The sequence below is a fragment of the Acinetobacter nosocomialis NIPH 2119 genome (genome assembly GCF_000368085.1).
Classification (GTDB): domain Bacteria; phylum Pseudomonadota; class Gammaproteobacteria; order Pseudomonadales; family Moraxellaceae; genus Acinetobacter; species Acinetobacter nosocomialis.
This window is the reverse complement of sequence record NZ_KB849239.1, coordinates 1929219-1951783: the sequence shown is the minus strand read 5'-3', so window position 1 is coordinate 1951783 and position 22565 is coordinate 1929219. Positions and strand designations below refer to the sequence as shown.

Annotated in this window: 16 protein-coding genes and 2 tRNA genes; 12 read left to right on the top strand and 6 right to left on the bottom strand. The window is 39.0% G+C overall.

Annotation, left to right across the window (positions count from 1 at the left end):
- Nucleotides 1-94 precede the first annotated feature (94 nt).
- Entirely contained in the window at nt 95-1474 is a 1380-nt protein-coding gene (gene dnaQ / locus F984_RS13110; protein ID WP_004709982.1) for a DNA polymerase III subunit epsilon, read from the bottom strand.
- 232 nt (nt 1475-1706) lie between these two features.
- Here dnaQ and F984_RS13105 point away from each other — a divergent pair, with 232 nt between their 5' ends.
- From F984_RS13105 to F984_RS13080, 6 genes are all read left to right on the top strand, one after another.
- Nucleotides 1707-4931: a lytic transglycosylase gene (locus F984_RS13105; protein ID WP_004709980.1), complete on the top strand. Its 3225-nt coding sequence runs from the start codon at nt 1707-1709 to the stop codon at nt 4929-4931.
- Nucleotides 4932-4946: 15 nt separating this feature from the next.
- Complete coding sequence (locus F984_RS13100) at nt 4947-6782, top strand: extracellular solute-binding protein (RefSeq protein ID WP_004709979.1); 1836 nt, start codon at nt 4947-4949, stop codon at nt 6780-6782.
- Nucleotides 6783-6811: 29 nt separating this feature from the next.
- On the top strand, nt 6812-7864 hold the full coding sequence (locus tag F984_RS13095; protein WP_004709975.1) for a microcin C ABC transporter permease YejB: 1053 nt from the start codon (nt 6812-6814) through the stop codon (nt 7862-7864).
- On the top strand, nt 7864-8874 hold the full coding sequence (locus F984_RS13090) for an ABC transporter permease (RefSeq protein ID WP_004709974.1): 1011 nt from the start codon (nt 7864-7866) through the stop codon (nt 8872-8874). The genes F984_RS13095 and F984_RS13090 overlap by 1 nt, the downstream gene beginning before the upstream one ends.
- Nucleotides 8852-10441, top strand: coding sequence for an ABC transporter ATP-binding protein (locus F984_RS13085; protein WP_004709971.1), 1590 nt, complete (start codon nt 8852-8854; stop codon nt 10439-10441). Before F984_RS13090 ends, F984_RS13085 begins: the two co-directional genes overlap by 23 nt.
- A 185-nt stretch (nt 10442-10626) precedes the next feature.
- Nucleotides 10627-11871, top strand: a complete 1245-nt coding sequence (locus F984_RS13080) for an NADH:flavin oxidoreductase/NADH oxidase family protein (protein ID WP_004709970.1) — start codon at nt 10627-10629, stop codon at nt 11869-11871.
- Nucleotides 11872-11876: 5 nt separating this feature from the next.
- Here F984_RS13080 and F984_RS13075 read toward each other — a convergent pair whose 3' ends face one another.
- Entirely contained in the window at nt 11877-12560 is a 684-nt protein-coding gene (locus tag F984_RS13075; protein ID WP_004709967.1) for a glutathione binding-like protein, read from the bottom strand.
- 339 nt (nt 12561-12899) lie between these two features.
- Between F984_RS13075 and F984_RS13070 the strand changes: the two genes are divergently transcribed.
- On the top strand, nt 12900-13487 hold the full coding sequence (locus F984_RS13070; protein ID WP_004709966.1) for a DUF2726 domain-containing protein: 588 nt from the start codon (nt 12900-12902) through the stop codon (nt 13485-13487).
- An 84-nt stretch (nt 13488-13571) separates the two neighbouring features.
- Here F984_RS13070 and F984_RS13065 read toward each other — a convergent pair.
- The 3 genes from F984_RS13065 to pyrC form a co-directional block, all read right to left on the bottom strand.
- A tRNA-Glu gene (locus F984_RS13065) sits at nt 13572-13647 on the bottom strand.
- Between the two features lie 18 nt (nt 13648-13665).
- Nucleotides 13666-14328, bottom strand: a complete 663-nt coding sequence (gene rnt, locus F984_RS13060; protein ID WP_001982681.1) for a ribonuclease T — start codon at nt 14326-14328, stop codon at nt 13666-13668.
- Complete coding sequence (gene pyrC / locus F984_RS13055; protein WP_001084867.1) at nt 14313-15347, bottom strand: dihydroorotase; 1035 nt, start codon at nt 15345-15347, stop codon at nt 14313-14315. Before pyrC ends, rnt begins: the two co-directional genes overlap by 16 nt.
- Nucleotides 15348-15496: 149 nt before the next feature.
- Between pyrC and F984_RS13050 the strand changes: the two genes are divergently transcribed.
- Nucleotides 15497-16759, top strand: a complete 1263-nt coding sequence (locus F984_RS13050; protein WP_002049535.1) for a GGDEF domain-containing protein — start codon at nt 15497-15499, stop codon at nt 16757-16759.
- 60 nt (nt 16760-16819) lie between these two features.
- Here F984_RS13050 and argG read toward each other — a convergent pair whose 3' ends face one another.
- Complete coding sequence (gene argG, locus F984_RS13045; protein WP_002049558.1) at nt 16820-18163, bottom strand: argininosuccinate synthase; 1344 nt, start codon at nt 18161-18163, stop codon at nt 16820-16822.
- A gap of 218 nt (nt 18164-18381) precedes the next feature.
- On the opposite strand from argG, the gene F984_RS13040 reads away from it, so the two are divergent.
- The 4 genes from F984_RS13040 to F984_RS13025 all read left to right on the top strand — a co-directional run bounded on the left by F984_RS13040 (nt 18382) and on the right by F984_RS13025 (nt 22357).
- Entirely contained in the window at nt 18382-18720 is a 339-nt protein-coding gene (locus F984_RS13040) for a hypothetical protein (RefSeq protein ID WP_002049557.1), read from the top strand.
- A 127-nt stretch (nt 18721-18847) separates the two neighbouring features.
- Nucleotides 18848-20878, top strand: coding sequence for an NADPH-dependent 2,4-dienoyl-CoA reductase (locus F984_RS13035; RefSeq protein ID WP_004709963.1), 2031 nt, complete (start codon nt 18848-18850; stop codon nt 20876-20878).
- An 85-nt stretch (nt 20879-20963) separates the two neighbouring features.
- Nucleotides 20964-21053 (top strand) — tRNA-Ser (locus F984_RS13030).
- A 425-nt stretch (nt 21054-21478) separates the two neighbouring features.
- Entirely contained in the window at nt 21479-22357 is an 879-nt protein-coding gene (locus F984_RS13025) for a MetQ/NlpA family ABC transporter substrate-binding protein (RefSeq protein ID WP_004709960.1), read from the top strand.
- Nucleotides 22358-22565 lie beyond the last annotated feature (208 nt).

Sequence of the window (22565 nt, the reverse complement as noted above, 5' to 3'; positions counted from 1 at the left end):
GTCATGGCTCAATATTTTGAGCTAAAAATCTATACAACTAATATAACTTAACTTGCAAAAGGGGAAACTAAAAAAACATTAGAGAATCAAAAATTTATTTTGCAAAAAAGCAAGGTTCTCCATGTTTTTTCTCAAATTCTTTGACCCAAGTCTCATGTATGTTCAACTCTTCATCTGAAGGGTAAATAACGGGTAAATCAATTTGAATTCTAGCTTTGGTTGTTTTTTGTTGATCACTTTCGCTTTGAGAGAGCGCATCCATATCAAAGGAAACTTGACCACCAGTCATTGCCAAGTAAACATCAGAAAGAATTTCAGCATCGAGTAACGCACCATGGAAGGTACGGTCGCGCGCTGGAATTTCATAACGTCTAACTAATGCATCAAGTGAGTTTTTCTGTCCAGGATGCTTATTTTTGGCTAAAGCTAAGGTATCGGTAACTTCACAAACTTCTGAAAGAGCAGGTAACCCAACACGTCTAAACTCCATATCGAGGAAGTTCATATCGAAGGTTGCGTTATGAGCGATAATTTCTGCGCCTTTTAGATACTCAAATAAAGTATCTGCAATGTCCGCATAGACAGGTTTATCTTTTAAGAAATCATCACTGATACCGTGAATGTTTTCTGACTCACCCACTGGTTTTTCAGGATTAATATAAATGTGAATCGAACTGCCTGTAAGCTTACGGTTAATCATTTCGATTGCGCCGACTTCAATAATACGGTCGCCATCTTGGAAATAGAAACCAGTCGTTTCAGTATCGAGAATGAGCTGACGAGGGCCTTGTAATTTAAGCTTTGCTTCGGTAACAACAATTTGAGGATGAATATTGCTACTTTGCTGCTTTGTTTGTTGCTCTACAGCTTCAATCTCATTTACTTCTTCGTCTAAAGTATTCATCTCAACTTCTTGTGATGGTTCGAGAGCCACATTTTCATCTTCGCTTGTTTCAACCAGATCAAACCCGAAAGGGTCATCTAGCAACCAGTCCTGTTCAGGCTTTTTTATATCTTGCGGTGCAGCGACAGACTGTGGTTGCTTGAGTTCTTGAGCTGTTTTATCTGCACCTAAATTTGCAAGTTGGTCTGCCATTTCATTGCCAGGATGTCCTGCATGGCCTTTAATCCAGTTCCACTCAATATTTCTACCTGCGCAAACAGCATCAAGTTTTTGCCATAGGTCAGGATTTTTAACATCTTTCCAATTTTTCTTTTTCCAGCCATGAATCCATTCTGTAATGCCTTGCTTTACATAATTTGAGTCTGTCCAGACAATTAATTGTGCATCAGGAGGGCAAAAAGAAATTCCTTCAATAGCCGCAGTAAGTTCCATACGGTTATTGGTTGTGTCGGGTTCGCCGCCAAATAATTTATGTTCACCCTGTTCAGTAATGACATATGCACCCCAACCACCTAAACCGGGATTGCCACGACATGCACCATCAACATACAGTGTGATTGTTTGAGACATAAATCGAAACCTAAACTGAAAGAAAAAGAACTGAATATGGTGTATTGTATACGCAAAAAGTTCGGTTCCATCGTTACAAAGCAAGCTTTTTTTAATTTCTTGTAACATTTCCATGCAAATGACATTAAATTATTGCCTTGTCTATCTTGCATGCTTTACTACAATGGCATCGAAGACCTAGGGTTTGTGGGCAGACCCCAAGAAATATTACGCGAGTTGTTTGGAAGTTTTTATGTATAAACCAACCACATTTGTGTGGCAGCCATCTGCAGCATCATTATTCAAAATTACAGTACTTAGCTCTGCTTTAGCTGCGTTGGGTATTACAACAGGCTGTTCTTCGACTCCGCAATCTGCAAAAACCTCGAAAACAAAACAGGTCAGTGGAGCAGGCTATCTTGATGCAAGCAGTCTGGACTCGTTAGAAGATTTACTTTCAGCAACGGATATGCGTGCTGTAGAAGGTGACCGTTTACTTATTTTAAAACACGGTGACGTCTGGAAGCGTATGGCTGTAGGCTTCAAAATGGACCTCAATCATTGGGATCCACGCATTGAAGCGCAGCGTAGTTGGTTTATCTCACGTCAGCCCTACCTTGACCGTTTAAGTGCTCGCGCAAGTCGTTATTTATATCATACTGTGAAAGAAGCAGAACGCCGTGGTCTTCCAACCGAACTTGCATTATTACCAGTGATTGAAAGTTCATATGACCCTGCTGCAACAAGTAGTGCAGCAGCAGCGGGCTTATGGCAGTTTATTCCAAGTACTGGTCGTATTTATGGTTTACAACAAACGGGTATGTACGATGGTCGTCGTGATGTTGTTGAATCTACACGTGCTGCGTATGAGTTTTTAGGAAGCTTATATAACCAGTTTGGTTCATGGGAGTTGGCTTTAGCAGCTTATAACGCTGGTCCAGGACGTATTCAACAAGCGATTAACCGAAATCAGGCTGCTGGTCTACCAACGGACTACTGGTCATTAAAACTTCCACAAGAAACCATGAACTATGTTCCACGTTTCTTGGCAGTTGCTCAAATTATTAAAAATCCGCGTGCTTATGGGGTTTCATTACCGCCGATTGCAAACAGACCCCATTTCCGTGAAGTCACGTTATCTGCACCATTGTCTTTAAATGAAATTGCATCAGTAACTGGTCTTAGCCGTGCTGAGCTATATGCATTAAACCCAGGCTATCGTGGTGAAACAGTAGACCCTGCAAGCCCAATGCGTATTTTAATTCCAGCTGATGTAAGCCCGTCAGTTGATAACAAATTAAAAGCCATGAAAGCTGGTGGTAGCAGTTCAGGTTGGTGGGCAAATGTCACATCTCCATCTAAACCAACTACAACCACCTCAACTTCAGTTACTGTTAAAACTACACCGGCGACACAGGTTCAGCCTGTAAGACCAACTACACCTAGCAAAACAACCAGTAGCTCTGTAACGGTAAAAACTTCTACACCTCGTGGATCTGATGCTTTAGCGGCTTTTGCTGCCTCAGCTGATGTACCTAGTGCACCGCGTATTCCAGTTGCAGTCACACCTGCGACCAATGTAAAACCTGTAAGAACAGAACCACCAATTTCAGCAGTTGAGCGTGAGAAAATTTTAGCGGCAGTTCGTGCTGAAGGTGAGAAGGAAACAGTTGAGCAAGCTTTACAGCCGCAAGCTACACAAGCTGAAAAAGACCAAGTGGTTGCCGAGCTAAAAGCAATTGCACCGCAAGGTACCGAAATTGTTGATCCTTATGACGGTAAAATTAAGCTAACTGCGATTCAAACGAGTTTGTCAGTTGCTGAACAGCAAGGTAAAGAGTTAAGTAAAGGCTTTGCTTACCCGAAAACTTTAGCTGAAGATGCAAGTGTTGCGAACTCTGAAGATGGTCAGCGTAATAAAGATAAGCCTTACATTAAAACGGATACTGATGTTGTCGTTGTACAGCCTAAAGGTAAGCGTAGTACCTATACTGTACAACCGGGTGATACATTAGCAATTATTGCAATGAAAAATGGTGTGAACTGGCGTGATGTTGCTAAGTGGAACCAGATTGATCCTGAAAAGACTCTATTTGTAGGAACTAGCCTGTATTTGTATGATGCTAAACCGCAAGAGGTTGAGTCTACGACAAAATCAGCAGCTAAACCTGATGTATATGTTGTTCAAGCAAATGACAGTTTAACAGGCGTGGCAAATCAATTTAATTTGTCAGTAAAACAGCTTGCTGAATATAACGATTTATCTGTCAGTGATGGCTTATTTGTTGGTCAAAAGCTGCATTTGAAAGAGCCTAAAGGCAACCGTAATTCGGCTAAGGTAGAGCCTAAAGCTGTTCAGGCAAGTACACGTCGTATTGCAACAAAGAGCTATACAGTTAAACGCGGCGAGTATTTGAAGTTAATTGCAGATCGTTATGCATTATCTAATCAGGAATTGGCAGAGCTAACACCAGGGTTGTCAGCTGGTAGTAATTTAATGGCTGGCCAGAAAATTAATGTACCTGCAAAAGAAGTTGCTGCTATTGATGAATCTGATGACAACAAAGCTTCTGGCAAATATGAAAAACTTGCAGCAGGTCCGTCGTATAAAACTGAAAGTTATAAAGTACAGCGTGGCGATACATTATCAAGCATTGCGACCAAGTCTAAAATTAGCCTAGCTGAACTTGCTGAACTAAATAACTTAAAAGCCAATAGCCATGTACAGCTTGGTCAAAACTTAAAAGTACCTGCTGGTGTAAGTGTTCCAGACCACTATGTTGTTCAATCTGGCGATAGCTTGCATGCGATTGCAGCTAAATATAACTTACAAACCAGTTATTTGGCTGATTTAAATGGTTTGTCGCGTACAGCAGGTGTTCGTGCTGGTCAGCGTTTAAAATTGACAGGTGAGGTTGAAACGCCGAGCAAAGCTACGACTAAAAATGTCAAAGAAGAAACGCCAGAGACTTATACGGTCAAATCTGGTGATAGCTTAGGGAATATCGCCAACCGCTATCATTTGCAGTTAGATTACCTTGCCTCATTGAATGGTTTATCTCGTAACAGCAGTGTGCGTGTTGGTCAACGGTTAAAATTAACAGGTGATGTGCCACCAGTAGAAACAGCAAAAGTTGATACGGCGAAATCAGCAGCTAAACCTGTTGCACCAGGAAAAAATACTGAAAAGTATACGGTTAAAGCTGGCGAGTCGTTACATACGATTGCAAGCCGTGCAGGTATTTCAGTTCGTGAACTTGCTGAAATGAATGCATTAAAAGCAAATGCAAACTTACAGCGCGGACAAAATATTGTAATTCCAAAAACTGTAGTGGAATACAAAGTTAAACGTGGTGATACTTTAATTGGTCTTGCAAGTAAATATGGCCTAGAAACCACTTTACTGGCGGAACTCAACAACCTAACACCGTCGACTCAATTACGTATTGGCGATATTATTAAAGTGCCTAATTTATAGAATAATTAGAACTTTATGCAAAAGTTATATTCTCAACTGAGCCTGCTAGTCGGGCTCAGTGTTTTTTCACAAGTTGTATTCTCTGCACAGCAAATCACGCCTTATATCGCCATTCATTCTAAGCCTAAATACCTTGCAATGGCTGCTATGCCTTATGCCAATCCAAATGCGCCAAAAGGTGGGGTGTTGAGTCGGGCTGCGCAAGGGACTTTTGATAACTTAAACAGCATGAATGGGAAAGGAAATGCGACAGAAGGGGTAAATTATCTTTTTGATACTTTAATGACTCAGTCACTCGATGAAGTTGGAGTTTTATACCCACTTTTAGCCGAGAGAGTTTCCTATGATCCAGAAAGAACGCAATCGATTACCTTCTATTTAAATCCAAAAGCACGCTTTAGTAATGGACAACCTTTAACAGCAACGGATGTAAAATTTAGCTTTGATACCTATCAAACCAAATCTAATTTTGGCCTGCAAATGTATCTTGCAGACTTGGGAAAAACAGAAGTTATAAATCCTCACCAAGTTAAATTCACTTTTAAGTCTAGCCATAATCCAAAAATGCCATTTGTTGTGGCGAGTTTACCGATTTACTCAAAAGCAGACTGGCAGAACCGTGACTTTACTCGTATTACTTTGCAACCGATTATAGGTTCAGGGCCTTACGTGGTTGAGAAAATTGATGCAGGTCGAAGTATTAGTTATAAACGTAATCCGAATTATTGGGCAAAAGACCTACCTATTAATAAAGGGCGCTATAACTTCGATCATTTAAAGTATGTTTATTACCGAAATTGGGACATTGCATTCGAAGGTTTTAAATCTGGGCAATATACCTTGCATGAAGAAACTAATCCAAAAAAATGGGTCACTGACTACAAGTTTCCAGCGGTAAAATCAGGTTTAATCACGCTATATAAGTTTAGACACCATAATCCGATTGCAACTGAAAGTTATGTGTTTAACACACGGCGAAAACCTTTAAACGATATTCGCTTTAGACAAGCCTTAACCTATGCCTATGACTTTGAATGGCAAAATAAAGCTTTGTTTTATGGACAATATCAAAGACTACAAAGTTATTTTGAAAATAGTGAGTTGGCAGCAACAGGTCGTCCTTCAAAGAGTGAGCTCACTATATTAAAGCCTCTTTTGCCAAAGCTTTCTCCAGTCATGCAAAAAGCTGTTTTGACAGACTGGAAATATCCTGTCTCGGATGCCAGTGGTTTTAACCGTCAAAACTTATTAATCGCAAGACAATTACTCATTCAAGCAGGCTATAAAATTAAAGAAGGACAGTTATATACTCCTGAAGGCCAGCCTGTAAAAATTGAGTTCCTCATTCAGCAAGATGGCAAACAAAGAACACTGATGCCATTTGTAAGAAATTTAAAAAAATTAGGAATTAATATTAATTTACGGCAGGTTGATGCGCCGCAATATTTAGAGCGTACACGCCGTTATGACTTTGACATGACTACGATGAATTTGCCGCAATCTTTAAATCCGGGCAATGAACAGGCTCAGTTCTGGGGAAGTGCCGCAGCAGTTCAAGATGGTAACTATAATTACGCTGGTATTCGTAATCCGGTTATTGATGAAGTCATTTCAAAACTGGTGACTGCCAAAGACCGTGATCAGCAAATCACTTATACTCATGTTCTCGACCGATTGCTTCGCGCAGGATATTACCAGATCCCGACTTATGGGAAAGGGGATTATTGGTATGCGTACTGGAATATGTATCAGCAACCTAAAGTGAAACCCGTACTCTCGGCTGGTATAGAGTATTGGTGGAGTAATGCAAACCAAGCCAAAAAAGTTGCCCAATATTTACATCAACAATAAAAGCACGTATCTAAAGGAAATCCTGTTATATGGGTTCATATATTCTTAAGCGACTTCTTTTAATGATTCCAACGTTGTTCATTATTTTATTGATCAACTTTGTGGTCGTGCAAATTGCGCCGGGTGGACCTGTAGAACAAGCAATCCATGAGGTAGAAAGTGGCGTAGGAGCAGGGCGGATATTAGGTACTGAAATGTACTATCAGGGTGCTAAAGGATTAAGCCCCGAAATGGTAGAGCAAATTAAAGCACAATACGGTTTTGACCATCCTCCAGTAGAACGTTTTTTACTGATGTTAAAGGGCTATTTGACTTTAGACTTTGGACAAAGCTTTTTTAAAGATAAACCAGTAGTTGAGTTGCTTTGGGAAAAAATGCCTGTGTCGATCTCGATTGGGCTATGGAGCACTTTGCTGATTTATCTTATTTCAATTCCACTTGGAATTAAAAAAGCGAAACAACAAGGTTCTTGGTTTGACCGCTCTACTTCATTGTTACTCGTAGTGGGTTATGCGGTGCCAAGTTTTGTATTTGCTATATTACTTATTGTCTTTTTTGCGGGTGGGTCATATTTTCACTGGTTTCCATTGCAAAACTTAGTATCAGATAACTTTCATCAATTGAGTTTTTTCGGAAAAATTACGGACTATTTATGGCATATGACTTTACCACTTATTACGATGGTTTTAGGTGGTTTTGCGAGCCTAACTTATTTAACTAAGTATTCATTTTTAGAAGAACTCAATAAACCTTATGTCTTGGCAGCTTATGCAAAAGGTTTAAATAGCCAGCAAGTTTTATATAAACATATATTTCGTAATGCTATTTTAGTCGTACTGGCCGGATTGCCGGAGGCTTTAGCTGGTATTTTCTTTGTCGGAAACCTTTTTATTGAAATTATTTTTCACCTAGATGGTGTGGGGTTGTTGGGCTTTGAAGCGATTGTTCAACGAGACTATCCGGTTATTTTCGGCGTATTGTTTTTCTTCACGCTGTTTAGTCTACTTTTACGACTTATTTGCGATGTGCTGTATCAATGGATTGATCCGCGTATTCACTTTGACGCACAAGGAGGCAAATAATGTCTTTAATTGTGCAGTCACGGCTGCAAAAGTTTAGGCAACATAAATTAGGTTGGGCAAGCTTTGTTTTGTTTAGCCTCATTTTAGCGATGTCTTTAGCTGCTGAGTTCATTGCTAACGATAAACCATTGTTGGTGAAATATGAGGACGCTTATTATTTGCCTGTTTTTAAATCATATCCCGAAACTACTTTTGGTGGCGTGTTTGAAACAGAAGCAGATTATAAAGACCCCGTTGTACAAGAGCTTATCAATCATAACGGATGGGCAATTTGGCCCCTTATAAGATTTTCTTACCAGACTCCTAATTTAGACTTGGCTGTACCTGTGCCATCGCCACCTTCTAAGCAGAACTGGTTAGGGACAGATGACCAAGGGCGAGACGTGCTTGCACGTATTCTCTATGGGCTTAGAGTCTCATTACTTTTCGGCTTGGCTTTAACAGCTTGTGCAGCACTACTTGGTATTTTTGTGGGCGCTATACAAGGCTACTATGGTGGCTGGGTTGATTTGTTGGGACAACGACTGGTAGAAGTCTGGAATGGTTTACCCATGCTCTTTATGGTCATGATTTTGGTCAGCATGTTTACCCCAAATGTATATTGGCTATTTTTTATTATGCTGTTCTTTAGCTGGACTGTACTGGTAGGAATTGTCCGTGCCGAATTTTTAAAAGCGCGTCAACTTGACTATGTGCGTGCGGCTCAGGCTTTAGGTGTAACTGATAGAGCAATTATCTTTAAGCACATTTTGCCAAATGCCATAAGTTCTAGCCTGTCGCAATTACCTTTTATTTTGACTACTAATATTATTGCTTTAACCGCACTCGATTTCTTGGGCTATGGTTTACCGCCAGATGCTGCCTCTTTAGGTGAGTTGTTGTTGCAAGGTAAAAATAACTTAGATGCAACGTGGTTGGCTTTATCGGGCTTTTTTAGCTTGGCTTTTGTGTTGTCATTATTAATTTATATTGGGGAGGCGGCACGCGATGCATTTGACCCAAGAAAATAACTTAAATGTAGATGCTACATTGCTAAATATAGAAAACCTTTCAATCTCTACACAAGATCAGCTTTTATTGGAGGGTCTCAATTTAAATTTGCAAGCTGGAGATACGCTTGCAATTGTAGGGGAAAGTGGTTCAGGTAAGACAATAAGCTGTTTGGCGATGATGGGATTATTACCAGAAAAATTAAAAACATCTGGTCGTATTATTATTAATTCAAAAAATATTTTAGAAACAGATGAAAAGACAAAAACACATATACGTGGCCGCCAAATTGCCATGATTTTTCAGGATCCTTCTACGGCTTTAAACCCATTGCATCGTGTTGAAAAAATTGTCGGTGAACATTTCATTTTACAAGGTTGGTCAAAGGCAAAAGCTCAGCAGCAGGTAATTCAATTATTAAAAGACGTAGGAATTACTAATCCAAAGCATATTTTAAAACGCTATTCGCATGAGCTTTCGGGTGGACAAAAACAGCGGATAATGATTGCGGCTGCGCTAGCGCTTCAACCTAAAATTTTAATTGCAGATGAACCAACTACCGCGCTTGATGTGATTTTACAAACGCAAATTTTAGAGTTACTGAGGTCTTTGCAAAGTAAATATGGCATGGCGCTAATTTTGATTAGCCATGATTTAAATTTGGTACGCCGTTATGCCAATGAGCTGATTGTATTACACGAAGGACAAGTTGTAGAGCAAGGTCAGCTTCAACAGATTTTTGAACACCCAACTTCAACTTATACTCAGCAACTGTTAGATCATGATCTTGATTTTGCTGAACCACTTTTCTCCAGTGATAAAATTTTATCTGTTCAACAACTCAATGTTAAATATCCAATACGACGTGGTTTCTTTAATCGAATACAGGGTTATACCACTGCTATTGAAAATGTAAGCTTTGAGCTTGCCCAAGGCGAAGCATTAGGCGTTGTGGGGGAGAGTGGTTCGGGTAAAACCTCATTGGCTTTGGCTCTGATTCGATTAATTAAAAGTGAGGGGCAAATTATCTTTTTAGGGCAAGACATAAACCACTTAGAACAAAAAGCTTTGCGTAAGATTAGGTCAGACTTACAAATTGTTTTCCAAGACCCATTTGGTAGTTTAAACCCGCGTATGACGGTAGGGCAGATTATTGCTGAAGGCTTAAAAGTGAAAGCTGTAGCTGATCACGAGATCAAACAGCAAGTTAAATCTGCTTTAGTAAAAGTTGAGTTGGCTGAAGACTTTCAACACCGCTATCCGCACGAGCTTTCGGGTGGACAACGTCAACGCGTTGCTCTAGCACGAGCTTTAGTGGTTCAACCTAAACTTTTAATTTTAGATGAGCCAACGTCCGCCTTAGATCGAACGACTCAAAAAGCCATGATTCAATTATTGCGACGTTTACAACAAACAGAGCACCTAAGCTATATTTTTATTAGTCATGATTTAAATGTGGTCAAAGCACTGTGTCATAAAGTGATGGTATTACGACATGCAAAAGTTGTTGAATATCAGCTAACTGAACAGTTATTTAATGACCCTAAAACTGAATATACCAAGCAATTAATTACAGCAAGCCTTTAAATATCTTTATAAGATATTGTTTTATAAAAATAAATAATATTTTTGTTTATAATGCAAAAAGTTGCATTTTTTTATGTTTTTTAAATTTGACATGTGATATTGTCAGTTATCGATTACCCCCTTGACATGACCTATAACTCATCTAAATTAGAGTAATTGCTCTAAAATATTAAAAGAGGTTAACCATGAGCCAGATTGCACAACCAATCACAATTCGAAATACCACATTTAAAAACCGAATTATTAAAGGTGCAATGAGTGAGGCACTCGCAAACTATGAGGGGCAGCCAAATGACTTACATTTAGGTTTGTATGGTGCATGGGCCAAAGGTGGTTTGGGCTGTGCGATTACTGGAAATGTTATGGTCAATATAGAGGCCAAAAACGAACCAGGCGTGGTGGTGATTGAAACCGAGCGTGACCTAGAGCGTTTAAAAGAATGGGCAGCGGTTGGTAAACAATATGGAATGGTACAGCTCATTCAATTGTCTCATCCAGGCCGTCAGTGCCCTAAAGGCTTAAATAAAGAAACAGTTGCACCTTCGGCAGTTCCTTTTAGCCCAGCTTTAGCGACTATGTTTGGTACGCCACGTGCGCTTACACATGAAGAAATTCTAGATATTATTAAACGCTTTGCAACAGCTGCCCGCATTTGTGAGAAAGCAGGTTTTGAAGGGGTGCAGTTACATGGTGCACATGGATATTTAATTAGCCAGTTTTTATCACCATTAACCAATAAGCGTACAGACCAATGGGGTGGCTCAGTTGAAAACCGTACTCGCTTTTTACTAGAAGTTTATAAAGCGGTACGTGAAGCAACTTCAGAGAATTTTATTATTTCAGTTAAGCTCAACTCTGCCGACTTCCAGCGCGGTGGTATTAGCGAAGAAGATGTAATTTCGGTATTTAAAGCAGTTGATGAAGCTGGGATTGACTTAATTGAAATTTCAGGTGGAACTTACGAAGCACCAGCAATGGCTGGCGTCAAAGCTGATAAACGTAAGGCAAGTACCATCGCACGGGAAGCATACTTCTTAGACTTTGCTGAAAAAATTCGTCAGTATGTAAAATGTAAACTTATGGTGACAGGTGGCTTTCGTACTGTAGAAGGCATGAATGCTGCTCTAGCAAGTGGGGCATGTGACTTTATTGGCATTGCTCGTCCACTTGCAGTCGAAACGGATTTAACTGACCGTTTAATCGCAGGCCAAGACGTTCGCTATGCCGTAAAACCAATTAAAACAGGTTTACCTTTTGTCGATAAGATGGCGATTATGGAAATCATTTGGTACGCAGCACAATTTAAAGCAATTGGGCAGGGTAAAAAACCAAATCCAAAACTATCGCCTTTAATTGTGTTTTTAAATTACGCGAAGGGCAATATTAAGGCCGTTGTTCAGGGGCGCGTGAATTCACGTAAGTCTGCATAAATAAATCACCAAGCAATAGCCCAGTAAGTTTGAAAAGTAGAAGCAGACCATTGACCTTTAATTAGAGCATTTTTAAAGGCAGGTCTGTTTTCTATCTGGGTCAGATAACGCCGTATATGTTTAAACTGGCTGTAATTTGGTGAGCAAGCCAATAATGGAAACCACATCAAAATATCAGCAGTAGTAAACTGATCTCCAGCAAACCATAAGTGAAGTTCTAAATGTTTATCAATCATGCTCATGTGTCTTTGTAATGATTGATTGAGATAGCCTTGATCAAATCCATATTTTAAAAGCTTAGGAACGAAACGGACCAGAAAAGGCGTGCGTTCTGCAATTTGGTGAAAGATTTGCTTGAGTACCAGATCTGGAATGAATGTCGCCTCACAATAATTCTTCCAATAATAAAAGTTTTGAAGTTGTTGGCTTAGTAAATTGTTCTGGCTCAGTTGTGGATGTAAATGAGAGAAATAATCTAGAATTGCTGAGGTTTCAGCCAAAATTGAAGTTTGCTCTTGTTCAATAATTTCGAGAGTTGGAAATTTTGATAGTTGATGCGGTGAGTTATTATTTTTGTCTTCGTCCGAATGATATTTAGTGATGAGATCATAGTTGAGCCCTAATTCTTCTAAAAACCAAATAATGCGTTGAGAGCGTGAATTTTGTAAATGAAATAATCGAATTTGCATGTCATGTTCAAATTATAGTTTTGATCTATTTTTAGTATAGGATAGAACATAGCTTAAGTATAATAAAATATTTATAAATCATAAATTTATAATGTTTTGGGCTGAAACATAGAAATTACTGCTGGTAAAGTTATGGGCCTTAAAACCGATGAGATCTTGATCGTCCAAGTGAGTAACATGTGTTACACCGTTGGCTCTGATATGTACAATTACGTTTTGGGTTATCATATTAGCCGACTGAAGGAATAAAATCGTTTCACAGCAGATGGCATAACTAGCCGTTTTTAATAGTATTTCTGAAAATCAAAATAGTTTTTATATTTATTTAGGGGAAATTCGATGTTTGCGATGATTGGCATATTTTTAATAGCCATAATGATATTAGCGATTTTAAGTGTTTTAAAGAAAGGGGAAAGCAAAAATAGAAATGCAAAACGTACCCCAATCAAGGGAAAACCTATCATTACTATGAATGAACAACCCACTTTTATGAAATTAAAGGAAGCTTTGCCTGAACATATTATTTTAGCGCAAGTTGCTTTCAGCGCTTTTATGACAGCGCAAGGATACGCGACGCGTAATTTATTTAATCGAAAAGTTGCTGATTTTGTTGTGTTGGATAAAGCATTTAATATAGTTGCTATTGTTGAGTTAGATGATTCTAGCCATAAGGGGAAGGAAAAGTTTGATGCGGAGCGAGATGCTTTAATTCACGAAGCAGGTTTTAAAGTCATACGTTATAAACGAACACCAGAACTAGTACAAATACATCGTGATTTTAATATTACGTTAAGTTCATTAGCTCAAGTTTTAATAGAACCAGATTTAACAAAAACAAAGTTAGTTGCTGATGCAATAATTATTGAGAAAGATGATCCAAGTATACAACCCACTCAACATATTGATGAAGTAAAGTTGAAGTCTTAATTTTGAAAATAAAAATTTATCTCATGGATAAAATGTGAAGTGAGATAAAATAATTTGAAGCGATGATTCTTTATAGAAAGAATATGGCGTCCCTACGGGGATTCGAACCCCGGTTACCGCCGTGAAAGGGCGATGTCCTAGGCCTCTAGACGATAGGGACGTTGAGGATGGCGGTATCTTAAGAAGCCGCCACCAAACTGTCAAGGAGGTAAGGTGACAGTTTGTTCAAAATATAGCAAAACAGTTCAGCAGTCTTCTGAGTATCGTATAAAGCAGAGTGTGCTTCTTTACCATCGAACTCAATTCCAGCTTGAATACATGCTTTTGCAAGCACTGTTTGTCCAAACATTACTGCACTTAAAGTAACTGTATCCATGACTGAAAAACTATGGAACGGGTTTTGGTTTTTTGTACCTGAGCGAGCAATCGCTGCTTGTAAAAAGCCAAGGTCAAAATGCGCGTTATGGCCTACGAGTACTGCATGAGTACAATGTTGCTGTTTACGAACTTCATTGACCGATTTAAAAATACGACGTAAAGCGGTTCGCTCATCTTCAGCCATTGCAATACGCATTGGGTTGAATGGATCAATACCAATAAAGTCGAGCGAACGGCGGTCGAGGTTAGCCCCTTCAAAAGGGTTAATATGTGCATGAAATGCAGGACCAGGGACAAATTGTCCCTGAGCATCATACACAATTGGAATGCACGCGATTTCTAGCAATGCATCTGTCTGGGCATTAAAACCTGCCGTTTCAACATCGACAACAACAGGTAAGAAGCCACGAAAACGTTGGCCAATGACCGGGACAGAATTTTCTTGTGTCACACTTTTCTCCATTGCAGCGTTTTCCCGGCATGCAGCGGGATGATTTTTTGATTATCTAAATAATCAAAAGATTCGGGAACGAGATTATCTTCTTTAACCAAAGTAATGGTAGAAGTATTACGTGGTAGACCGTAGAAGTCTGCACCAAAATGGCTAGCAAAACCTTCTAGGCGCTCTAATTTACCGACTTGATCAAACGCTTGTGCATAAAGCTCAATTGCGTTTGGTGCACTATAACAGCCTGCACAGCCACAAGCATTCTCTTTTGCATTTTGTGCATGAGGTGCGCTGTCTGTACCTAAGAAAAACTTAGGATTACCGCTTGTTGCAACTTCAAGTAAAGTTGTTTGATGCGTTTGACGTTTTAAAATTGGTAAACAGTAGAAATGCGGTTTAATACCACCGACCAACATATCATTACGGTTAAATAATAAATGTTGTGGAGTGATTGTTGCCGCCACATTACGGTCTTGTTCTAAAACAAAGTGTGCTGCATCACTAGTCGTGATGTGCTCAAGCACAACCTTAAGTTTAGGGAACTGTTTCAATAAAGGTGATAATACCTCATCTAGGAAGCGTTTTTCACGATCAAAAATATCTACATGATTGTGAGTCACTTCACCATGAAGTAATAACGGAACTTGGTGCTCTTCTAATTGCTCAATAACTGCATAAACTTTGCGAATATCACTCACACCATTGTCAGAGTTGGTGGTTGCACCAGCAGGATAAAGCTTAATCGCATTGACATGTTCTGATTCTTTAATTTTACGAACTTCATCTGGTGAAGTGTGGTCAGTAAAATAAAGCACCATACGAGGGTCAAAATTATTGCCTTCCGGAACATGAGCAAGAATGCGCTCGCGATAAGCTAAAGCTTCTTCTACTGTTTTTACAGGCGGTACAAGGTTAGGCATACAGATCGCGCGGGCGAATTGTTTAGCCAAATCTGGAACAGTACGTTTTAATGCTAAACCATCACGTAAATGTGCATGCCAATCATCTGGCTGGAGCAGGGTAATAGAGTTCAAGGCAGTTCAAACTTCGAAATAAAACAAATGATAATCGATAAAGTGTGAAAATGGTAACGAGAATTACGGACAAATGGCAAAATAAAGCGCAGGGAGCTTTAAAAAATAATGTTATATTTTGTTAACGCGAAATATGTAGGAATCGACTAGTGGCGAATAGGGGAAATGTCCATCAATTACTCAAATCGAAAGAAGAAATCGAGTATTTGGTCACTCTACATACCCATCGTTACGCCAATATGCCTTTACCAAAGCAGCTAGAAAAAAAATTCTGGTGTTTAAACCTTGATCGTACACGGCAAAACATCTCTAAGTTTTTAGCAAGTGGAGTGCTCACTTATTTAATTTTTATTTTACTGGCCCTTCCAACTGACTACTTAGTAATTGGTGAACCATATATTACTTTAGACTTTATTCATTGTTTGTTGAGTGCAATGAATATTGCACTTGCACTCTTATTATTTTGGATTTTTGCCAAATTTAAAAAACTCTCTAATCACTTTTATTTTGCTGCTTGTGGCATTGTTTTCTTCTCAATTATTACAAGTGCCATGTTGTTGCTCAGTGTCGAAAATATGGCACTTAAAAATCAGTCGATGTTGCTTCTTTCATTTTTATATATGCTTGGTTTTATTCTAAGTGGCATCAAACCATTACATATGCTGTACGTTGGTTTATCAGCAGCAATATTGGTTTTTGTTTTTCTTAATTTATTGAATGTAAATTGTGATTATATTGCCCTCGGTCGGGCCTTGTTCGGCACTTGTATTTTAGGTTTCTCAATTAGCACCATGCTCATCTCAAGAGAGCGAAGTCTTTTTTTAAATAACCAACTTGCTGAAATTAATGAGCAGATTTTACGGATTGAAGCATCTGAACTTCTGCATTTAAGTCAGCAAGATGCGCTTACTCAAATTTCAAACCGTCGTACCTTTGACGAAATGTTTGACTTCTTTTATTACCGTGCAAATCAAGAGAAACGTCCGTTAGCTGTTTTATTTATTGATATCGATTTTTTTAAAAACTATAACGATTTTTATGGGCATCAGATGGGGGATAAAGTCATCTCTAGTATTGCGGCAGCAATTAAAAACTCGATTCGTCATGTCGATTTTGTTGCGCGTTATGGCGGTGAAGAGTTCGTTGTACTTTTACCTGAAACACCTGCACAGGGTGCATACGCAGTGGCTGCAAATATTTATAAAGCGATTGAACGGCAAGCCATTCCTCATGCTGCTTCGTTAGTGTCAAAGTATGTCACGATCAGTTTAGGATTTACCGTATATACAGGTGGATTAAAGATGGGACAAGATAAATTGATTCATGCAGCAGATCAGGCTTTATATAGAGCAAAGCAGCTTGGCCGTAATCAAATATATTATCAGCCTCTACAAGTTGCAGAAATTGCTTAGCTTGACATGAGACTTAAAAAAGCCACCTATAGAGGTGGCTTTTTTGACGTTATAAGAAAATTATTTTTTCTTATTGTCTAATTGAGGAATAGCAGAACCTTGACCGATTGAAAGCAAACCAGCATCTGTATAAATGCCAAGTTTTGCACGTGTATCGGTAATGTCGAGGTTACGCATAGTCAACTGACCAATACGATCCATTGGCGTAAACATTGAATCGCCTTTTTCCATTGTTAAACGTTCAGCTTCATACGTTAAGTTTGGAGATTCAGTGTTCATGATGGTGTAGTCATTACCACGACGAAGTTCAAGGGTCACTTCACCAGTAATCGCTTTAGCAACCCAACGCTGTGCAGTTTCACGAAGCATAAGCGCTTGAGAGTCGAACCAACGACCTTGGTAAAGTAAACGACCTAAACGTAAACCATTAATGCGGTATTGTTCGATCGTATCTTCGTTATGAATACCAGTAACCAAACGCTCGTAAGCAATATGAAGAAGAGCCATACCCGGTGCTTCATAAATACCGCGAGATTTTGCTTCGATAATACGGTTTTCGATTTGGTCAGACATACCTAAACCATGACGACCACCAATACGGTTTGCTTCAAGAATAAGCTCAACTGGATTGTTAAAAGTTTGACCATTTAACGCAACAGGAACACCTTCTTCAAAACGTACAGTTACTTCTTCAGGTTTAATTTCAACTTCTTCTTTCCAGAAAGCAACGCCCATAATTGGATCAACGATTTTGATACCTGCATTTAGGTATTCAAGATCTTTTGCTTCGTGAGTTGCGCCCAACATGTTTGAGTCAGTTGAGTACGCTTTTTCTTTTGACATTTTGTAGTCAAAACCGTTGTCGATGAGGAACTGTGACATTTCTGCACGGCCACCAAGCTCATCAATAAAGTTTTGATCTAGCCAAGGCTTATAAATTTTAAGATTTGGGTTAGTTAATAAACCATAACGATAGAAACGCTCAATATCGTTACCTTTATAAGTTGAACCGTCACCCCAGATGTTTACGTCATCTTCTTTCATAGCAGTAACGAGCATAGTACCTGTTACTGCACGACCGAGTGGAGTCGTATTGAAATAAGGAACACCACCTGTACTGATATGGAATGCACCACACTGAATTGCAGCAATACCTTCAAGTGCCAATTGTAAGCGGCAGTCAATTAAGCGAGCTTTTACAGCGCCGTATTGTTCTGCTTTCTTTGGAATTGCATCGTAGTCATCTTCATCTGGCTGGCCTAAGTTTGCAGTGTATGCATAAGGCTCAGCGCCTTTTTGTTTCATCCACAATAAAGCAGCTGAAGTGTCTAAGCCTCCGGAGAAGGCAATCCCAACTTTTTTGCCTACTGGTACATGCTGCAAGATCGTTGCATTATCAGTCATTGCTAGTCCTAACTATTTCGAAATAGGCACCCTAATACTTCGGTGACCAAGAGAATTTATTCGCTCAGTACTATATCACTTTTCAAATCGATTTTTTTTCTGTTAGGAAAGGAATTCTTTTTTTTTAATTTGAAAAATAGATTAATATTGGAAAAATATAAAGTTTTACGATAAGTATGACAATTTAGACGAAATGCTAAAAAGGAAAAAAACAAAATATGTTGATTCATCACAATCAAATTTTATCGACATTGCATCGTATTACGGGGTTTATTGTAATTTCAGATCTTATCTATGCGATTTACAATATATTTGTGCATACGCCCAAATACTTTATTGGTAGTCTTTTAGGGCTTATTGCAGCAATCGCTACACAGTTCTTATGCGCTAGAAGTGTTAAGACTGGAACTACAAGCAGCCGTATCGGTTCAATTGTGATATCTATCTTAATGCTTAATATGTTCCCTATAGGAACTGTAATTGCTGTTGTGATGCTATTTTTCTCTCTATTTAAATGGGAAAAAGATTCAACATTTCAATTACCCATAAAAAATTAAATGAAGGGACACAAGCTCGAATAATTGACAATTTAAACACGTAAAAAAATATGTGTGGTCATCCTAACATTTCAAAAAAGTATTAAAGTACTATGCAACAAGTTGCAAAAAATTATTGGGACGCAGCATGACAAGTTACGCCAATTTATTAAAACCATTACATTTAGGCTTTACCACTATTAAAAATCGTGTGGTGATGGGTTCCATGCATACGGGACTTGAAGATCGTTTTTATAATTACCCAAAACTTGCAGCTTATTTTGAAGAGCGTGCAAAAGGTGGAGTTGGTCTGATTGTGACGGGAGGTATTTCTCCAAACCGTCAAGGCTGGTTGGCTCCAGCTGGCGGAACCATGAATAGCTTATTTGACATTCCGCAGCACCGTTTAGTGACTCACGCTGTCCATAAGCATGGCTCAAAAATCTTAATGCAAATTTTACATGCGGGCAGATATGGTTACCAACCGTTTGTAGTGTCTTCAAGTGCTATAAAGTCACCAATTTCACCATTTAAGCCACGTCAACTTTCTGAAAAAAATATTCTCACCACCATTGAAGACTATGCACAGTGCGCTGATATTGCCAAAAAAGCAGGCTACGACGGCGTTGAAATTATGGGATCGGAAGGATATCTGATTAACCAGTTTTTAAGTCGCCATGTAAACCAGCGTACTGACCGTTGGGGCGGTGAAATTGAAAATCGTATGCGTTTTCCTGTTGAAATTGTGAAAGCAATTCGTGCAAAAGTTGGTGAAAAATTTATTATCTGTTTCCGTTTATCGCTACTCGACCTTGTGCATGACGGTAACACCATGCAAGAAGTAGTCACTGTTGCTAAAGCTTTAGAAAAGGCGGGTGTCACTTTATTAAATACGGGTATTGGTTGGCATGAAGCACGTGTGCCAACTATTGTAACGTCTGTACCTCGTGCAGCGTTTGTCGATTACACGGCTCATGTAAAACAGCATATTTCAATTCCGGTAATTGCATCTAACCGTATTAATATGCCTGAAACTGCCGAAGAAATTTTGGCAAAAGGCAAGGCAGACATGATTCAAATGGCACGCCCATTATTGGCCGATGCTTTTTGGGTAAATAAAACTGCGACCAACCGTGTTGATGAAATTAATACGTGTATTGCCTGTAACCAAGCATGTTTAGATCATGCATTTAAAAATAAACGTGTGTCTTGTTTAGTGAACCCACGTGCAGGGCATGAAACAGAACTGGTTTATTTAAAAACTAAACAGCCTAAGCGTATAGCAGTTGTTGGTGGTGGTGTGGCAGGTATGTCTGCTGCCACTGTTGCTGCAAGCCGTGGTCATGCTGTGACCTTGTTCGAAGCCAATACAGATGTAGGTGGTCAGTTCAACTTTGCCAAGGTTGTACCAGGTAAAGAGGAATTCCACGAGACAATTCGCTACTTTAAAGTACAGCTTCAAAAAACAGGTGTAGATGTACGTTTAAACACTCGTGTAAATCGTGAACCACTTGAGCGTGAAGGTTTTGACGAAGTTATTGTGGCAACGGGTGTAATACCACGTGCTTTAAAAATTGAAGGAAGTAATTCACCACAAGTTCTTTCCTATGCTCAAGTTTTACAGGGTGCAGAAGTAGGACAAAAAGTCGCAGTGATTGGAGCTGGTGGTATTGGTTTTGACGTATCAGAATTTTTACTTAAACCACCACATCAACCACAGCCTCAACCTTTAGCCGAGTGGCAGCGCGAGTGGGGTGTAGACCCAGATCCGAACTACATTTCTGAAGGAGGGATGCAACCTCCTATAGTTGAACCAGCGATACGCGAAATTTATTTACTGCAACGTAAAACAACACCACTCGGTATTGGTCTTGGTAAGACCTCGGGTTGGGTACATCGCGCCCAGCTTAAAAAGCATGGCGTACGTATGCTGCGCGGCGTGCAATATAAAGCAGTTACCGATGAAGGGCTGTGGATTGAACATAACGGTCAAGACCAGCTTTTACGTGTAGACACTGTTGTGGTGTGTGCAGGTCAAGAGTCTGTAAAAGACTTGATGCCAAAAGAAGGCGAGTCGACTATAGCGAACTACCATATTATTGGTGGTGCAAAGCTTGCAGCAGAGCTAGATGCGAAGCGTGCGATCAAAGAAGGAGCAGAATTAGCCGCTCAACTGTAAAATTGATGAAACAATATGCACTTGAACACAAAGCGATGATATTTTTCTTGAATAAAATGAATAAGCTTTGTATTCTTACGCACATGGAAGCGTGGCAGAGCGGTTTAATGCACCGGTCTTGAAAACCGACGAGGGTGTGAGTCCTCCGTGAGTTCGAATCTCACCGCTTCCGCCAAATTCTAAAAGCCCCTGTGTTAAAAGCAGGGGCTTTTTTTATGCCTAAAATAAAAATTACAACTCTATTTAGCTTAAATATTGCTAATAAATCCTAAAAATTTCATATAAATCAAATATGTATGTTGTGTTTGAAAAATGTTTATGTTTTCAATATGTTGCTGTGAGCATGACTATATATCAGAATTGAACAAGTTATTTGTAGAATATTCACTTGTTGATATATGATGATCCCATATTTAGAGGCTGTTTCAAAACATAATTCTATTGTTTAGCGAGCAAGTTCAAGGAATGAATAGTGCTGAATTCAGGCTTCTAAACCCTATATCTGGAAATTATTTCTGGCCAAATATTGCATTTCGACCCAATGGTTGGGAATGTCTCACTCTTTTGTAGGGTAGGCGTTTCCTATTTTAGGATGTACCTATGAAAAAATTATTTAGTGTATTGTTCAGCGCATCTGTACTAACACTGACTGCATGTAATAAACAACCTGCACAAACTGAAAATACTGCAACAACCAAAGACAAAACTGAGTCTGTTCGAACAATTAAACTCGTTTCAACAGGTTCAGATACGGATGTATGGAAATACGTTGCAACGCTTCCTGAGACTAAAGAAGCTGGTATTAAACTCGAAGTGACCAACTTAACTGACTATGTTGTGCTCAATACATCTGTCGCAAATGGTGAGCAAGATGTAAATGCGTTCCAGTCATTCAACTATTTGGCAGCATACAATGCTTCAAATAAAGCTAAAGTTGCTGCTGTTGCAACAACTTACTTGGAACCAATGGGTATTTATGCAAATAAAATTAAAACTGTTGATGAGTTCCCACAAGGCGCTACCATTGCTATTCCAAATGATACTGCCAATGAAGCTCGTGCATTAACATTATTACAGTCTGCTAAACTGATTAAACTTAAACCGAACTTTGACCCTGTAAAAGGGACTACGAACGACATTGCTGAAAACCCTAAAAATTTACAATTAAAACCAATTCAAATGACTACAGCGGTTCGTGTTAAAAACGATGTAGATGCAATTGTGCTTGGTAATACATTGGCACTTGAAGGTGGTCTCAATGTAATGAAAGATTCTATCTTCCGTGAGCCAATTGATCAGTCTACTAAGCTTTATGTCAATTTATTGGGTGTAGCTGAAGCAAACAAAAATGACCCGATCTATACGAAACTTGGTGAACTTTACCACTTACCTAAAGTACAAAAATTTGTGAGTGAAAAATTTGGTGGCACAAAAGTTGAAGTGAACAAACCTGTTTCTGAATTTGCAGACATTAAATAAATAATTTTTTAATTAGAATTATTTTTCAAAGCTAAGCTTCGGTAATCGGAGCTTAGCTTTTTATTTATAATGTTGTTCTTAAGCTAACTTATAATAAAATATTTATTAATTTCATTAGAAAATTAAGTAGGGAAGATATTTAAAGTTAGTTGTTGCGTTAGTATTCATAGTCTGAGAAATTAAATTACTCATAGAGTGGTTTTTTAAA

Bases quoted from the DNA above. Each gene is read 5' to 3' on its own strand.
- dnaQ (WP_004709982.1), bottom strand. From the start codon at position 1,474: ATGTCTCAAACAATCACACTGTATGTTGATGGTGCATGTCGTGGCAAT.
- F984_RS13105 (WP_004709980.1), top strand. From the start codon at position 1,707: ATGTATAAACCAACCACATTTGTGTGGCAGCCATCTGCAGCATCATTA.
- F984_RS13100 (WP_004709979.1), top strand. From the start codon at position 4,947: ATGCAAAAGTTATATTCTCAACTGAGCCTGCTAGTCGGGCTCAGTGTT.
- F984_RS13095 (WP_004709975.1), top strand. From the start codon at position 6,812: ATGGGTTCATATATTCTTAAGCGACTTCTTTTAATGATTCCAACGTTG.
- F984_RS13090 (WP_004709974.1), top strand. From the start codon at position 7,864: ATGTCTTTAATTGTGCAGTCACGGCTGCAAAAGTTTAGGCAACATAAA.
- F984_RS13085 (WP_004709971.1), top strand. From the start codon at position 8,852: ATGCATTTGACCCAAGAAAATAACTTAAATGTAGATGCTACATTGCTA.
- F984_RS13080 (WP_004709970.1), top strand. From the start codon at position 10,627: ATGAGCCAGATTGCACAACCAATCACAATTCGAAATACCACATTTAAA.
- F984_RS13075 (WP_004709967.1), bottom strand. From the start codon at position 12,560: ATGCAAATTCGATTATTTCATTTACAAAATTCACGCTCTCAACGCATT.
- F984_RS13070 (WP_004709966.1), top strand. From the start codon at position 12,900: ATGTTTGCGATGATTGGCATATTTTTAATAGCCATAATGATATTAGCG.
- rnt (WP_001982681.1), bottom strand. From the start codon at position 14,328: ATGGAGAAAAGTGTGACACAAGAAAATTCTGTCCCGGTCATTGGCCAA.
- argG (WP_002049558.1), bottom strand. From the start codon at position 18,163: ATGACTGATAATGCAACGATCTTGCAGCATGTACCAGTAGGCAAAAAA.
- F984_RS13040 (WP_002049557.1), top strand. From the start codon at position 18,382: ATGTTGATTCATCACAATCAAATTTTATCGACATTGCATCGTATTACG.
- F984_RS13035 (WP_004709963.1), top strand. From the start codon at position 18,848: ATGACAAGTTACGCCAATTTATTAAAACCATTACATTTAGGCTTTACC.
- F984_RS13025 (WP_004709960.1), top strand. From the start codon at position 21,479: ATGAAAAAATTATTTAGTGTATTGTTCAGCGCATCTGTACTAACACTG.